The sequence below is a fragment of the Pontibacter sp. JAM-7 genome (genome assembly GCF_048548695.2).
Classification (GTDB): Bacteria; Pseudomonadota; Gammaproteobacteria; order Pseudomonadales; family Balneatricaceae; genus Neptuniibacter.
In genome coordinates this window covers 97,219-111,828 of sequence record NZ_JBLYIF020000002.1, presented here as the reverse complement: position 1 = coordinate 111,828, position 14,610 = coordinate 97,219, and the positions used below count along the sequence as shown (strand labels likewise).

The following is a 14,610-nucleotide window of genomic DNA, read 5'->3' as shown; positions in this document are numbered from 1 at the left end:
TATATGTAGCATTTTCACGCAGGTGTATGGATGAAAGACGTTAAATGGGATCAAGCGCTCCGTTTCCGCTTAATCGAAATTATTGCCCTTTGGGAGGGCCGCTTAACTACAAACCATCTATGTACTGCGTTTCAAATTGGTCGCCAACAGGCATCGCGAGACATTAACAGTTATCAGTCTCTTTTTGAAACTCCTCCTCTTGTACTTGATCGATCTATAAAGGGATATAAACCAACTCAAGCCTTTTCTCCAAAATTCAGCCAGGGAACTGCGAGTGAATATTTAGCGCTTCTCCATAGGCAAAAAGAAATGGTTGAAGCGTTTGATTGCTTCGAATTGGGTCATGCGGAATCAGAAATTGTAAGTGTTCCGGATAGGACTATTTCGCCAATCATAGTTCGCTCTCTAATACAGGCGGCACGAGAACAGCGCCGAGTTGATATTGATTACATATCACTTTCTACTCCTAAGGTCATAGGCCGGAATATAGTGCCCCACACTATCGTTAATGATGGTTTTCGATGGCATGTAAGGGCATATTGTGAGCACAGGAAAGAATATAGAGATTTTGTGCTTAGTAGGTTCAGAAATGAACCTGACTTACTGGATCGATCCGATTTTGGAAGGGAGCATGATACTGATTGGAATGAATCTACAGTACTTGAAATAACCCCAAATCCTTATTTATCTGAGGCCCAACAGCAAATTATTGCTGAAGATTATGGCATGCAAAATAAGTCCATGATCATTGAAGCTAGAAATGCTTTGGTTAAATACGTTGTTCAACGTTTAAACCTCTGCTTAGAAGAAAAACTTCTTAAAAACACTCCTGAAGCTAATCAGCTCACCGTTAAGAATCAACCTGACACAATTGCCCATCTGATATCTAAGTCACCGTAAATAAGGGGGCTAAAGTGAAAAGGATCACTCGTAAGGAACTTCATGAGCTAGTCTGGCTAAAACCTCTTTGTAGTGGTCAACTAATTCCGGACAGGGATCAAACCTTATTCTGGACAGCTCCTCTACAGGCCTTAGTTCCTGGCCCTCTGTAGATTCACTTATTCTGAAAACAACATAATAATGATTGAGCGGGTTCTACTTTGTTAGTCAGGCAAGGTTGCTTTTGGCGCTGATAAACCAGCCACTTGCATACGGGTGGCTGGTTTCGCACAGCCTGCAACTCGCTTGGGAATGGGGTCGTTAGCTCACATTAATTTTTTCATGTTTCTTCAGGCGGTATTCAAACTGACCTCTGGGCATATTCAGCAAGCGGGCGGCGGCGGAGATATTCCCCCCCGACTTTTCCAGCACATGGTTGAGGAATAACCCCTCAAGCGCATCGAAGGAATCCACACCGACCAGGATCTGATCCAGTGCCTGATTTGGGCTCATACCTGGAGCCTGCTCAGTATCGGGAGTTGTGCCTGAAGCTTGTAATAACGACTCTGCAAACTCTTTACAAGAGAACAGGTGTTCAATATCCAGACTTTCGCCATCTTCAGCCAGTATCACTGCCCTTTCGCATATATTCTCCAGTTCGCGAACATTGCCGGGCCAAGCGTAGCTAAGCATGGCATTGACTGCTTTTTTGGTAACGCCTTTGATGTTTTTATTGATGCGCTCTGAGTAACGATTGACGAACAAGTTGACCAGCAGTGGAATGTCGTCTTTTCGCTGCCGCAGTGGCGGAATTTCGATTGGGAAGATATTCACTCGGTAATACAGATCTTCACGAAAACGCCCGGCTTTGACTTCCTCTTTCAGGTCAACATTGGCAGCAGCGACCAAGCGGATATTTATGTTAATCAGGTCGCTTCCCCCTACCCGCTCTATCTCGCGTTCCTGAATCGCACGCAGCAGTTTGCCCTGAGCTTCCATCGGCAAGCTGCTGATCTCATCCAGGAACAGGGTGCCGCCATTGGCGCGTTCAAACTTACCCGGGCGGGAACTGACCGCACCGGTATAGGCACCTTTCTCAACGCCAAACAGCTCGGCTTCTACCAGCTCTGACGGGATGGCGGCACAGTTAATTGATATAAAGGGGGCGTCAGCACGGTGACTGATGGAGTGCAGTGCTTTGGAAAACCGTTCTTTGCCGACACCACTTTCACCTAGCAGGAGGACGGTAGAGTCGGTATTGGCCACTTTTTTCAGTAGCGTGGCGACCTTGTTAAACTCCCGGGATGCACCCACCAGGTCGGGCAGGCCTGCTGTCTCTGTGTCTGCCTGAGCCATCCCGGCTCTTTCATTATCGACACGTGATCTGGGCGGAGAGATAAAGTCTTCAATTTGCAGAAAGCGCAAACCTTCTTCAGTTTCGTCGCTTTCTTCAAGGGGTGTCCCGATTACCCGGCAGTGCTTGTGTCCCATTGCGGTACATTCAATCTCTTTCCAGAAGATCGGTCGGCCCATCACTGCGGTGGTGTAACCGCAGGCGTAACCTGTCATCATCCAGCAAGCGGGTGAGCCACTGATACCAAAATGCTCGAGGTGCGCCTGAGCTTCCCAGGAGTGCTCCCAATAGTAGTCGCCCCAGAACTCGCCGGTCTGCTCATCGAACTGCATGGTGTCTACAGCACGGTTGTGCACAAAACCTTCGGTCTCTCTGAGCTTTGGGCCATAGGAAAACATATCGGTAATATCGGTGATGCCATATTCATCACGCAACCTGCGGGCATCTTCAGAGCCTTGCTGGTAACCAAGCCGGGTAAAGATTTCGCGGGTTTTGCGGATGCCTAGCTGATCGACCAGTTCACGCCGGAGAGTGGCCAGGGAAAAGCCGTGCAGCAACAGCATACGCTGTCCCAGTAGCCGGATTTCACCACGGTCCAGATTGGTCTTAATCAGTGAATCAAGATCAAGTTTTACTTGGTCATCTATGAATTTTTTCATCGTCACCCATATCGTTATTTTTGTCAGTGGTGGCTGGACGATTGCTATATTTTTCTACTCTACCTATTCACCCGGAAATATCCAATTACCCGGTTTAATCACTTTTGGTGATCCAGGGTGATACGTGCTCGCAGAGTTCCACCGCAATACTTTTGGCGGTAGGTGTCAGACTTTGCAGGCCGTAGCTGGCCAGCGGGATCAGCGGATTACACTCAGGGTAATAGGCGGCCAGATTTCCCCGGGGGATATCATAGGGAATCAGCCGAAATCCCTGCACTTCTCGGGTTACGCCGTCATTCCAAATGGAACGGATATTGATCTGCTGACCAGCACTAAAACCGGAAGCTTGCAGGTCTTCGGGGTTAATAAGCACAATCTTGCGTTCGCCATGCACGCCGCGGTAGCGGTCTTCCATACCATAGATGGTGGTGTTGTACTGGTCATGGGAACGCAGGGTTTGCAGGATAAAACCGGTGGTCGGGCCTGATACTATGGCGGCACTGGCCAGAGGGGACTCCGGTAATGGATTGGCATGAATCTGCAGCTGGCCTGAGCGAGTATTGAAGACCCGCTGGCGAACCGGGTTGCCGAGATAAAACCCTCCGGGTTCGGTGATGCGGGTGTTGAAATCAGCGAAGCCGGGTATGGTTTCAGCAATCAGGTCCCGAATACGGCAATAATCTTCAACCAGCCAGTGCCAGGGCACCGGATGCTCACCCAGCGTCGCCTGTGCGATTCGAGCGATGATCCAGGGTTCGGAGTGCATGGTGGTGGCCAGTGGTTCAACAATGCCGCCGGAGGCATGTACCATGCTGAACGAGTCTTCCACGGTTACCCGTTGTGGCCCTGTAGCCTGCAGGTCAATATCTGTGCGGCCCAGGCAAGGCAGAATCAGTGCTTCCTTGCCGGTTGCCAGGTGAGAGCGATTCAGCTTGGTACTGATCTGTACTGTCAATTCACACTTACTCAGCGCCTGCTGCGTTAGCTGGGTATCAGGCGTGGCGGCGGCAAAGTTACCGCCCAGGCCGATAAAGACCTTGCTGCGTTTTTCCAGCATGGCGGCAATGGCTTCAACCGTCGCGTGGCCATTGTGTTTGGGCACAGTAAAACCAAAATGCTGCTCAAGCTGCGCCAGGAAATCAGGGTCAGGACGTTCATTAATGCCCATAGTCCGATCGCCCTGGACATTGCTGTGTCCTCTCACCGGGCAGAGACCGGCGCCGGGCAGTCCAAGCTGGCCCCGAAGTGCCATCAGGTTGACCAGCTCCTGAATAATGGCAACAGAATGGTAGTGCTGGGTTAGCCCCATCGCCCAGGTTGTTATAACCCGCGGCGATTGCAGGAAGATCTCTGCTGCCAGACACAGGTCCTGCTTACTTAAGCCGGACTGCTCTTCAATTTGTGACCAATGGGTATGCTTTACGAGGTTGAGATAGTCTGTTGCGCCCCGGGTGAAAGCATTGATAAAAACCTGATCAAAAACGTCTTCAGAACGCTGTGGGTCGGCATCGACCTCAATGAGATGTTTTACCAACCCCCGAATTGCGGCCATGTCCCCGCCGAGTTTGGGAGACAGGTACAGTGTGTTCATACGCGTGGCTGAGCTGGTCAGCATCTCAACCGGATCTTGCGGGTGCTGAAAGCGCTCCAGCCCCCGTTCTTTCAGGGTATTGAATACTACGATTTGGGCGCCACGTTTTATGGCGCTGCGCAGGGTTTCCAGCATCCTTGGGTGGTTAGTACCTGGATTCTGGCCAAATACAAAAATAGCATTCGCCTGCTCAAAATCATCAAGCGTTACTGTGCCCTTGCCAACCCCGATGCTCTCAGTTAAGGCAACGCCGCTAGCCTCATGACACATGTTAGAGCAATCAGGAAAGTTATTGGTACCAAAGGCTCGGCCAAATAGCTGGTACAAAAATGCAGCTTCATTGCTGGCGCGGCCTGAAGTGTAAAGTTCCAGTTGATCGGGATGCTCAAGTTGTTTCAGGTGTTTGGCAATCAGTGCTATCGCAGCATCCCAGCTGATTGGCTGGTAATGGTCTGTTGCCGGATCGTAGCGCATTGGCTCGGTAAGTCTGCCCTGGTATTCCAGGAAGTAATCCGACTGCTGGCGTAACCAGCCGACGCTATAACGGGCAAAGAAGGTCTGGTCGACTGTTTTGGAGGTAGCTTCCCAGGTCACCGCTTTGGCGCCGTTTTCACAGAAGCGAATACGGTTAGGGTGTTTGTCTTCGCCCCAGGCGCAACCGGGGCAATCAAACCCGTCAGGTTGATTGGTATTCAGCAGCGAGCGGATATTGATGGTGGGCTGTTCGCTCTTGAACAGGTATTTCAGGGTACTGCCAAGTGCCCCCCAGCCCCCAGCCGGGCCCAAATAGGGAGGTTGGCTGAATCGGTTTTTTTTATGCTTCATGGTTGGACTCTGATAATTGCAGTGCCTGTGCATTCTGGTGAAAAATGCGATGTTCGCCATTTCTCAGTTGTTGGGTCAGATTGAGGTTATGGGCTTTGGCAACAGCGATTGCCTGATAGCTTGGGCTTGATAAATGTGTCAGACAACGCAGCCCTGCCCTCACCGCCTTATAGACCAGCTCAACACTGCAACGGCTGCTCATGACAATGCTGTGCTGGCTTAGATCAAGCTGCTGGGCCAGTGCATAGCCGATAGCTTTGTCCATTGCGTTATGGCGACCAATATCTTCCTGGAAGGTAATAACCTGCCCTGATGTATTCAGGAGTACGGCGGCATGCAGGCCACCAAAGTCCCCCCTTTGCTGCTGCAGTATGCTGAATTTATGGTGCAGGTCGCCCATTGCGGACAGGTCTGGCAAAGGTTGTGGCGAGTTCGATTGCAGTTCGGGGAAGGCCTGGTGCAGTTGTTCAGTACCGCACACGCCACAGCCTGCCATCCGTCGCCGGATCACCCCATCGTGGCGGTAGCGGTGGGATGCTCTGCTGCTGAGGGTGATATCGAGTATTAATGGCGACAGGGCTTTGTCTGCAACACGCTGGTCTTGGGTTTCAGGGGATTGCAGCGCCATGTCCCTGATTTCATCAGGATCGGCAATCACACCTTCATTAAATAGAAAACCAAGCGCAAACAGCTCCAGTGATAATGGCGAAACCATCATCACGGCATGCGCGACCTGATTAATAGTCAGCGCCAGTGCAACCTCTTCTGCCAGGGTTGCTACTGCAACTTCATCAGAGCTACCCAGGCGGTAGCGTTGTTGACGGCTACCTGCTGCCGTTTTCATCGGCACGGTGGAGGGCGTGGTTATGGACATAAACGCTTAATGGCCTTTCCGCCGCCTGCAGCGAGTGCAGTCCGGTGTGAGTATGTGGCACGTAGCGATAGGGGTAACCGAACAACAGTTCGCCGCTTGGTCGGCCAGCAGGGAGAAGCTAAACAATAGGATTGTCCTTCACCGTTTATTTGTAGTGATAAATGTTGGTCGCCTTGTCACTGTAGCTCATAGCATAGCAGGGCTTTTTACGACAAAGTTAAATCGGGCTTTTCTTATAGTATATTCTTTAATATCAACATCTAAATAAATATTCATCAGATATTACCTTAAGATACCGGCGCAGAGCGCCGGGCTCTTAGGCGGGTTTGTTACACGGTTTCTGCTTCAATCATAGCGCGTAATTTTCGTCTTACCCGGATACCACCTGCATCACTTGAAAGCAGTACTGGGTTCATGCCCAGCAGGTCTATACCGCCCATTTCTAGCTGCTGTGCTTCGATAATCGGTTTATCTTCCAGAGTGAATGCCTCAATCATGCCTTCCATCTTAACGCGGTTATATTCGCCATCATCCATTTTGTAATTGCGGGTAGAAGCAAAAAAGTAATGCGTCGTTGTGGCTGATTCCGGCGTCATAATGTGGAAGTCATAGAGTACCAGGCCATCGTTATGATAATCATCAGCATCCTGCACAGCCCCCACGGTTAGTTGCATATTGGAAGGGGCATGCCAAACCACTTCGAAGAACTGATTGGCAGTGTCCTCTGGCCGCTCAAGGTTCATGGCAAACAGCAGCATGGCCGGATCAGCCAGCCAGTCCCAGCGTACGGCAATGGTGTCGCCCTGCTCGTTTACTTTGGGTAGCAGTGGACTGAGTTTGCCGTTGGTATTGATCAGCGGGCCATGCAAGTGATCAATATGTGACAGATCCATGATGTTATCGGTCACCAGTTCATAATTACACTTGTTGTGCATATAGGTATGAGCCACTGAGCTGGCGGGATTCCGGCTCAGGCTCGAGCAGTCCATGATCTTGCCAGGATCAGCTTTGTCACTGTCTCCCATCCAGATCCAGATAAATCCATCCCGCTCTTCCACCGGGTAGGTTTTCAGTTTGCATGCTTTAGGCACCTTGCCATTGCCATGCGGATTGTTTGTGCATTCACCATCGGCATTAAAACTGAGGCCGTGATAATGACACGTAATAGTGTCGCCATCGCGTTTGCCGATATGCAACGGGGCGAAACGATGTGGACAACGGTTAGTGGTAGCAACCATATTGCCTGCAGTGTTACGAAAAAGCAGTACAGATTCAGACAGTATGGTGCGGGGAAACAGCGCGTCACCGACCACTTCCTCACTCAGCGCGGCCACATACCAGGCATTTTTCAAAAATTTGTATGAGTCAGACGCAATAGTGTTTTCCATGATTGTTCTCCTCTATCCGGTCAGGTTTATAGGTCAAACGGATAGCCTGATAGCTGCCTAAACAACTACGTAAAATGGTTAAAAAGGGAGAGTGCCGTGGCTCAGATAACCCCGGCCACTCTCCAATGCCATAGCCAAATGGCACCCTGAAGGGTTCTATTTGCCTGAGGACCGCATGTTCTGCACTGTAAATTTATCGACAGGGCTGAGTGCGGGATCGACAATTCCTTTGAACTGGCCAGTGGTACAGTGCTGTGCCTGAACATCAATCATTGAGAACGAGTCATCAATGGATACGCCGGTACCTTTGTTAACCGGCAAGTGATGATCTGGGTGTGCCTGACCAATTGAGAATGAACGCCACAGGTCACCTTTACGGTCATACGCGATGGTGCGCGGAATGGTAAAGGTCTGGGCATCGATAAAGTGAATGCGCTTGCTGATCGGATGACTCTCGTCTACCGGGTGCGACTCAAGCAGATGGACCTTACGCAGTTGCCAAGTGATCTGAGGGAAGCAACCGCCCTTGCCACCAAAGGCGACCATTTTGTAGCCGTCTTCGTCATCTGGATGCACTTCAAGGTCGTACTCAGTCAGCGCATTATGGTTATACATTGGCAGCAGCACATTCTTGGTGCCTTTATAGGCCCAGTTCATGTCACTGATACGGCCGTTATAACCCTCAAAATCTTCGATCATCAGGTCAGAACCCAGGAAAGCATCCGTCGTCTGACCGGAAGACAAACGACGTACCCGGCGCTGAAAGCCCAGGTAGAGGTAAACGTTGTCCAGCTTGGTGTCATCCTCAAAGCGGTGAATCAGCAGCTGGGTGTTTTTCACGTCGTAAGGCTCGAGTACTTCACCATAGGTGGAGCGGAAGAAGTTAGACGGGTTTGGCGTAACCTCAGGGAATGGCTCGTGTTGAGTACGGTGGGTAAAGTTAAGGAAGTGGAAGTTGAACTTCAGCGTCCGTTCAACCTTGCCACTGCCCATGTCACGATACTTCCAGTAGAACGGATAGATTGAGGCAGAATCACCCCAGTTGTAACCGTACTTGAAGTTCCAGGCCAGCTTCTCGCCCGCACGAGGATCGTCCATTGAAGGCTCTTCCGGGAATGGGCGACCGGCAACCGTCTCGGAGATCTGCCCCACTTCAGCACCCAGTGTGACACCAGCAGAGTACTTGCGGGTCGCTTCAATATAACTCTCATCCAATACGAAATCGCTGGTCTCACCGACTTTCATGTCGGTATCACCGTTCTTGATGAAGGTATACATGGCCGGGTCCAGCGCCTCTTTGAACTGATCAACGTTGGACTGATTAATGGTCATGCCGGCGCTCAAACCTTCAAGGGTCGGCACACCGTCTTTATATGGGTAAAAGCTACTATCAATTACCGCGTCCGACACTTCAGCCTGTACCTGAGTAGTCATTACGGCGGTGATAGCCAGAGTTAACAGTGGTTTATTTCGCATAATTACACCTTTAATTGTTGTTATAGGTTGAGTGTTAGAAGCTGTAACGGACTGTCAGCTGAATCTCATCTTCCTGGTTGGCAACACCGATCGGGCCATTGGTGAAGCGTGCCAGTGGCTCATAGGTTTCCTGGCCAGCGGGTGCCCAGTTGAAACGCTCATCACCACCAAACTTCACATTCAGACCCAGGTTGAACATCCAGTGGTTATCCGGTGTCCAGGAGATGCTTGGAGCAATGGCAGTGGCTTTGCCCGCGAAGTCATGCGCCATGATGATCTGCGGACTCAGACGGTTATTGATGTACCAACCTTTGAACAGCAAGGTGGCAATCCAGTTATCTTCATCGTTTGGCATATCCTCAACGTGATCCAGGATGTGCTCACCAAACAGCTGGGCCGAGATCAGGAAGGCACTCTGGGTACCCAACGCAGGCATCATCAGGTTTTTATCGAAACCGATGACATAACGCAGCATGTCAGTTTCCTGATGGCCGTTGGCATCACGAGCCAGCTCTTCACCTTCGGTGTAAGCCAATTCCAGACGCCAGACTGCATCCATGTTCATGGAGTAGTAGTCAACAGCACCCCCCAGCAGGGTTACTCGTGGGAATTCAATATTAAACAAACCGAAGTTATCACCCGGTCCAGGCAGCGCATGCAGCGACGGTAGCTGCTGACGGAAGTGCAACGCATTCAGGGAGAACGTGGCGTCGCCATACACCCCTTCCCACTTCACGCCGAACTGGGTATTGGCCAGGCTCCAGCTAGGCTCTTCCACATCATTGATGACGTAAGGGCCGCCGCCGTTAATACGGCTGCTGAAGAAACAACCTGCATCCAGGATGCTGTATGACTGTCCACAGGTACCCAGGTTGCTGGGACGGAACTTGTCGAAGTTCCAGACAAATGACAGGTTGATATCATCGAAGGTCTCAGTGGCACCCATGCGCCAGGTGGCATTCAGCATCCACTGTGGGATACGGATATCTTCCAGTTCGTCATAGATGTTGTGGCGGGAGTAATCCACCGGGTTGAGCACATCCAGTACCCGGAACAGGTCAGTTTTGCCCCAGACTACCTGTTGCTTACCGATGGACAGGGACAGCATGTCGCCATTATCCATTGGCAAGTCGGCGCGGACATAGAGTTCGCGGATGAAGTCCAGCTGGTCGTTGAACTCTGGGAACATAGCATCGCTTTCATGCTGATCCATGTAACCGTCAAGGTTGTTACACAGTGCCGGATCGTTCTCGCAGGGGAACGGAGTACCCGGTGCCAGAATGACATTGGAGAAATCTGAGCTGTGCCAATTGGACCCGAGATGAGGTTCCTGCGCATTTTTGCCAAAATCTTTATCGTTCAGATCGTAGACACCGTCATAGGTACCGCGCAGAACGCCGTTCAGGGACAGGGAGCGAAACGTCTCGCTTTCATAGCGGGTTTCGAATTCTGCCTGGGCAGTGTTGCGGAACTTGGACAGACCTACATCCTGGCGGTAGTAGGTGGCGTTCTCTACAAAGCCCGCCCAATTCGTTTCTGCAGCTACCGCGGTGGTAGCGAACTGGCCCCCTGCCAGTACAACAGAAACAGCCAGTGCCATGCGAGTGTATGTCGTTGTTATTTTTTTCGACATTTTTATCGGCCTCTTGTTATGCCTTGGTTGTCACATATAGGGATGAATCTGGAGTTTGCGCCACATCCCCTTCGGTTTCGGTTGACTGAACACCTGCTTCAGGCGCATCGGCGTGAATTACACCGTCCTCATCTAAGTAGGCGTTACGGATAAACTTGGGTTGGAAAACCAGTACCCAGCTAGGGACCAGCAGCATGGCCGCGATGGCATTGAGTACGACCATTACGATCAGCAACAATGCGGCATCGGCTTGGAAACGAAGGTCAGACAGTGCCACCCACATCACGATACCGGCGATCAACGTGGTCGCTGTGAAGCTGACCGCAAGGCCGGTGGTTCTGATGGCATGTTTAACCGCATGTACCAAGCTGGACTGATGGGTCATCTCAGCGCGAATACGGTCCATCATGTAGATGGAGTAATCGATGCCAACACCTACACCCACGGCGATGATTGGCACGGTATTAGCGTTAATACCCATGCCTGCCAGCCCCATATAGGCATAGGTCAGTGTGGTGGCAAACAACATGGCACCAAACATCATGGCACCGGCCATCAGTGACTGATAAAACAGCGTCACGAAGAGAAAGATCAGCAGGAATACCAGTGGCAATACCATCAGGTTGGTTTCATAAGCGGCTTCGTTCTGTGCTGCAATGACACCAATGGTGCCCCCCGCCAGACGTACCGTCAGACCTTCAACCTGCCCTTCGTTATCAGCAATCCACTGTTTTGCGGTATGAATGGCGCGACGGATGGTTTCGCCCTGATGATCCTTGTAATAGAACACCAGATTGGCAACCCGCTCGTCAGTATCCACGAACTCATCCAGCGCACCGGGAATCGGATTGGACATCATGTAGGTATACATCAGGCCACCGACATAGCGCTGATCAGCAGGCACCTGATACCAACGCGGATCATTGTTGTGCAGCAAGCGGTTAACCTGCATCACCAGGTCGGGCACGCCTTTGGATGCACCCACTTCAGGATCCATCAGCATATGGCGTTGCAGATCAGCCAGTGCCAGCAGTACTTCGGGACGTTTAATACCACCCTTCTCTGCTGTTTCGGCAACGATGTACATCTCTTCAGACCCGGGAAAACTGTCATTTACCGCTGTCGAGGAGATGTTGTAATCATGATCCTGATAGAGAATTGGCGAGCCAGGCTCTGATTCACCAATCACCACTTTAGAGGAGAAAATGAAACCGCTCAGCAGCATTACGCCGGCAATCATTAGTGCCGTCGCACCCGCTTTGCGGCTACTGATCAAGTCCGCACAAAAGTGGCCAACGCTGCGGAAAATATTGTCGCGAATGTTGTTGTCTTTTGGCTTTGGCAGCACAGACAGCAGTAACGGCACCGCCAGCAGCACAGTCACGATGATGCTCAGCGCCCAGATGGAGGCATAGTGCGCCAGCTTAGTATTCAGCGGAATCGAACCAATGGCGATCAATAACAGACCAATGGCATCTGACACGACCCCCAGGCTGCCGGGGCGGAACAGGCTTTCAAAGGTCAGCCGCGCGGCCAGGTGATGGTCATCGTGGCCTGCCAGTTCGTGGTAATAACGTTCAACCAGCTGGATACCATGAGACATGGCGCGGGCCGAAATCAGGAACGGGATAACCAGACTGAGTGGATCGAGGTTATAACCGAACAGAGAGATAATACCAATGCCCCAGATAGTGGACACGATAACCCCTGTTAGTGGCACCAGAATACCGTACGCTTTGCGGAAGTAAAAAATCAGCAAGGACAGCATGATCAAAATGGTGAACAAGAAGATCTCGTAGATCTGGTCGAGATACTGATAAGCCCAGCCAACCAGCATCGGCTGGCCAGTGACATGGATTCTGACTCCGTCTGCTGATTCAGCAAGGCGCATCTGCTGAATTTTGTTGAATGTGGCCGCGTAGTCCAACTGTCCTTCTATTAACTGCGCTTTAACCAGCGCCATATGCATATCGGGACTGACCAATGGGCCATAGATACGACCATCAGCGACTACATCCTTACGGATCTGATCCAGCTCTTCAGTTGTAAGCTCAGTATGCTCCGGATTGTAATAGGGTACCGAGTTCACATTCCCTTCAGGGGTCAGCCATACCTTACGCGTATTACGGTGGGTAACACTGGTTACCAAGTTATGGTTAACCCCAGGCAGTGAATCTACCTCTTTAGTGATGCGATGAATCCGCGCCAGCGCTTCATTATCAAAGATGTCATGCTCGGTATATTCAATACCTACAATAATGACATTGGCACCACCAAAGGATTCCTTGATCTCGTTATGCAACTCAATATAGGGGTGAGTTTGCGGCAGCAGGTCAGCGAAATCGGAGTACATTTTGACGCTGGGAATCTGCGCAGCAAAAAACAGCGTGGCAAGAAGTATCAGCCCAAGAATGGTTTTGGGGTAATCAAACACCCGCTGCTCAAACTGGTGCAGCCAGTGGGTGGTTGTATGTGCTTTAGCAGAGTGCTTATCCATAACCGGTATCCTGTAAATAAATCAGAGCTTCAACGCGACAAGCGTGCCTTTACCACCACCGAGCAACACGCCCTCGGCTGTAGCAATGCCTGCGCTGAGGTAAACAGGAGGCAGTGAAACCGCAACTGTCTGCCAGCTATCATCGATATATTGAAGAACGGTGGCGTTCTCACCTAGCGCATAGGTAGTGCCACCGGCAGTGAATAATTCGAATAATGGAGCCGATACCGGTGTTGGTGATATTACCCAGGACTCACCCCCATCTTCTGTATGTAAAATGGTACCGTCGAGACCCACGGACCAGCCCTGCAGCTGATTGAGAAACAGTGTGTCCTGAGGATAAAACTCGTCCTGCATGGGCGGCAGCACATCCCAGCTCAAACCACCATCGTTGGTGCGGGCCAACATGCCAAATTCACCCGCTGCAAAACCATGCTCTGCATCCAGAAATTGAATGCTGGTCAGCTGAGCATCTTCATTTAATGAGGTTTCCTGCCAGCTAGCGCCCTGGTCAGAGCTGGATAGCAGCGTAGCAAAACTGCCAACAGCCCAATATGAGCCGTCGGGTGTGCAGGTCAGCGAGAGCAGATTTTCCGGGGTATCAAGCGCGAGTTTGGTCCAGGTTTTTGCCTGATCCTGGCTACGCCAGATCTGCTTATTAAAACTCAGTACCAGAATTGACTCATCCGGACAGACGGTAATATCCAATAAGCCCGGATTACCCTCAAGGGCCTGACGCTGCCACGACTGTTCACCCACTGCGCGGGTCAGAATAACGCCGAAGTTACCCACCACGATTTCTGTTGTCTGGGTACTGGCAATCGCCTGATACTGGTCGGTACGCAGCAAGGACTTAGTATGTTCCTTGGTGACACCCTCCAGGTTCAGAGGCGCTTCACAGCCAGTTGCTGATATAACAGCACCCAGAAGTGCAGTTTTTAAAATAGGATTTAACGATTTCACAATATTATTCTTATTCATAGTTATCGATTTCCATCGCCAAAAATTGCCGGTCAGACCACAAAAAAGAGTGCGAATCCTTTGCTTGTAGCTTGGGTTTAAACCCCTGACCGGCAGACGGCTCTTTTATCAAGTGATGAAAATGCTTACAGGAATTACTGTAATTCAGAATTCCAATACCCATCCAATACATTTAAGTCGCTTTCTCAATACCAAAAAGGTATTGCTTGAAAAGCCCACCATAGAACTAAAAAACTGTTTATAAACATATACTTAAGAATCAAGCTTAGACGAAAAATAGATTTACAGGCTGAGCATCACCGACAGCTTTTTACCCAGCGTGAAGAAATACACAAGGAGAGTCATCGGAATAACGATGCAGGCAAACAGGTTCCGGCATCGCGGGCTGTTGCAGTATGTCCGCTGATTAAACCAGGGGAGAGAAAATATAAGTGTTAAGCCCGGCCAGAGAAT

At 50.7% G+C, this 14,610-nt stretch carries 9 protein-coding genes; 1 reads left to right on the top strand and 8 read right to left on the bottom strand.

The features are described 5' to 3' along the window. Nucleotides 1–30 precede the first annotated feature (30 nt). Nucleotides 31–900 carry a WYL domain-containing protein gene (locus ACFVYJ_RS02710; protein WP_419416037.1) on the top strand — a complete coding sequence of 290 codons (870 nt, stop codon included), beginning with the start codon at nt 31–33 and terminating at the stop codon, nt 898–900. Nucleotides 901–1,200: 300 nt separating this feature from the next. Here ACFVYJ_RS02710 and ACFVYJ_RS02705 read toward each other — a convergent pair whose 3' ends face one another. The 8 genes from ACFVYJ_RS02705 to ACFVYJ_RS02670 form a co-directional block, all read right to left on the bottom strand. Then, the gene (locus tag ACFVYJ_RS02705; protein ID WP_419416038.1) at nt 1,201–2,892 is read right to left on the bottom strand and encodes a sigma 54-interacting transcriptional regulator; all 1,692 of its coding nucleotides are present in this window, start codon (nt 2,890–2,892) and stop codon (nt 1,201–1,203) included. A gap of 94 nt (nt 2,893–2,986) precedes the next feature. Next, nucleotides 2,987–5,308 (bottom strand): FdhF/YdeP family oxidoreductase, encoded by a 2,322-nt coding sequence (locus ACFVYJ_RS02700; RefSeq protein ID WP_419416039.1) that lies wholly within the window; start codon nt 5,306–5,308, stop codon nt 2,987–2,989. Next, a complete protein-coding gene (gene fdhD / locus ACFVYJ_RS02695; protein ID WP_419416040.1) occupies nt 5,298–6,182 on the bottom strand; it encodes a formate dehydrogenase accessory sulfurtransferase FdhD in 885 nt (294 codons plus the stop codon). Before fdhD ends, ACFVYJ_RS02700 begins: the two co-directional genes overlap by 11 nt. A 329-nt stretch (nt 6,183–6,511) precedes the next feature. After that, the gene (locus tag ACFVYJ_RS02690; protein ID WP_419416041.1) at nt 6,512–7,570 is read right to left on the bottom strand and encodes a Rieske 2Fe-2S domain-containing protein; all 1,059 of its coding nucleotides are present in this window, start codon (nt 7,568–7,570) and stop codon (nt 6,512–6,514) included. Nucleotides 7,571–7,726: 156 nt separating this feature from the next. After that, nucleotides 7,727–9,046 (bottom strand): DUF1329 domain-containing protein, encoded by a 1,320-nt coding sequence (locus ACFVYJ_RS02685; RefSeq protein WP_419416042.1) that lies wholly within the window; start codon nt 9,044–9,046, stop codon nt 7,727–7,729. Nucleotides 9,047–9,080: 34 nt separating this feature from the next. After that, nucleotides 9,081–10,679: a DUF1302 family protein gene (locus tag ACFVYJ_RS02680; RefSeq protein ID WP_419416043.1), complete on the bottom strand. Its 1,599-nt coding sequence runs from the start codon at nt 10,677–10,679 to the stop codon at nt 9,081–9,083. Between the two features lie 16 nt (nt 10,680–10,695). Next, complete coding sequence (locus ACFVYJ_RS02675) at nt 10,696–13,176, bottom strand: efflux RND transporter permease subunit (RefSeq protein WP_419416044.1); 2,481 nt, start codon at nt 13,174–13,176, stop codon at nt 10,696–10,698. 21 nt (nt 13,177–13,197) lie between these two features. After that, the gene (locus ACFVYJ_RS02670) at nt 13,198–14,157 is read right to left on the bottom strand and encodes a WD40/YVTN/BNR-like repeat-containing protein (protein WP_419416045.1); all 960 of its coding nucleotides are present in this window, start codon (nt 14,155–14,157) and stop codon (nt 13,198–13,200) included. Nucleotides 14,158–14,610 lie beyond the last annotated feature (453 nt).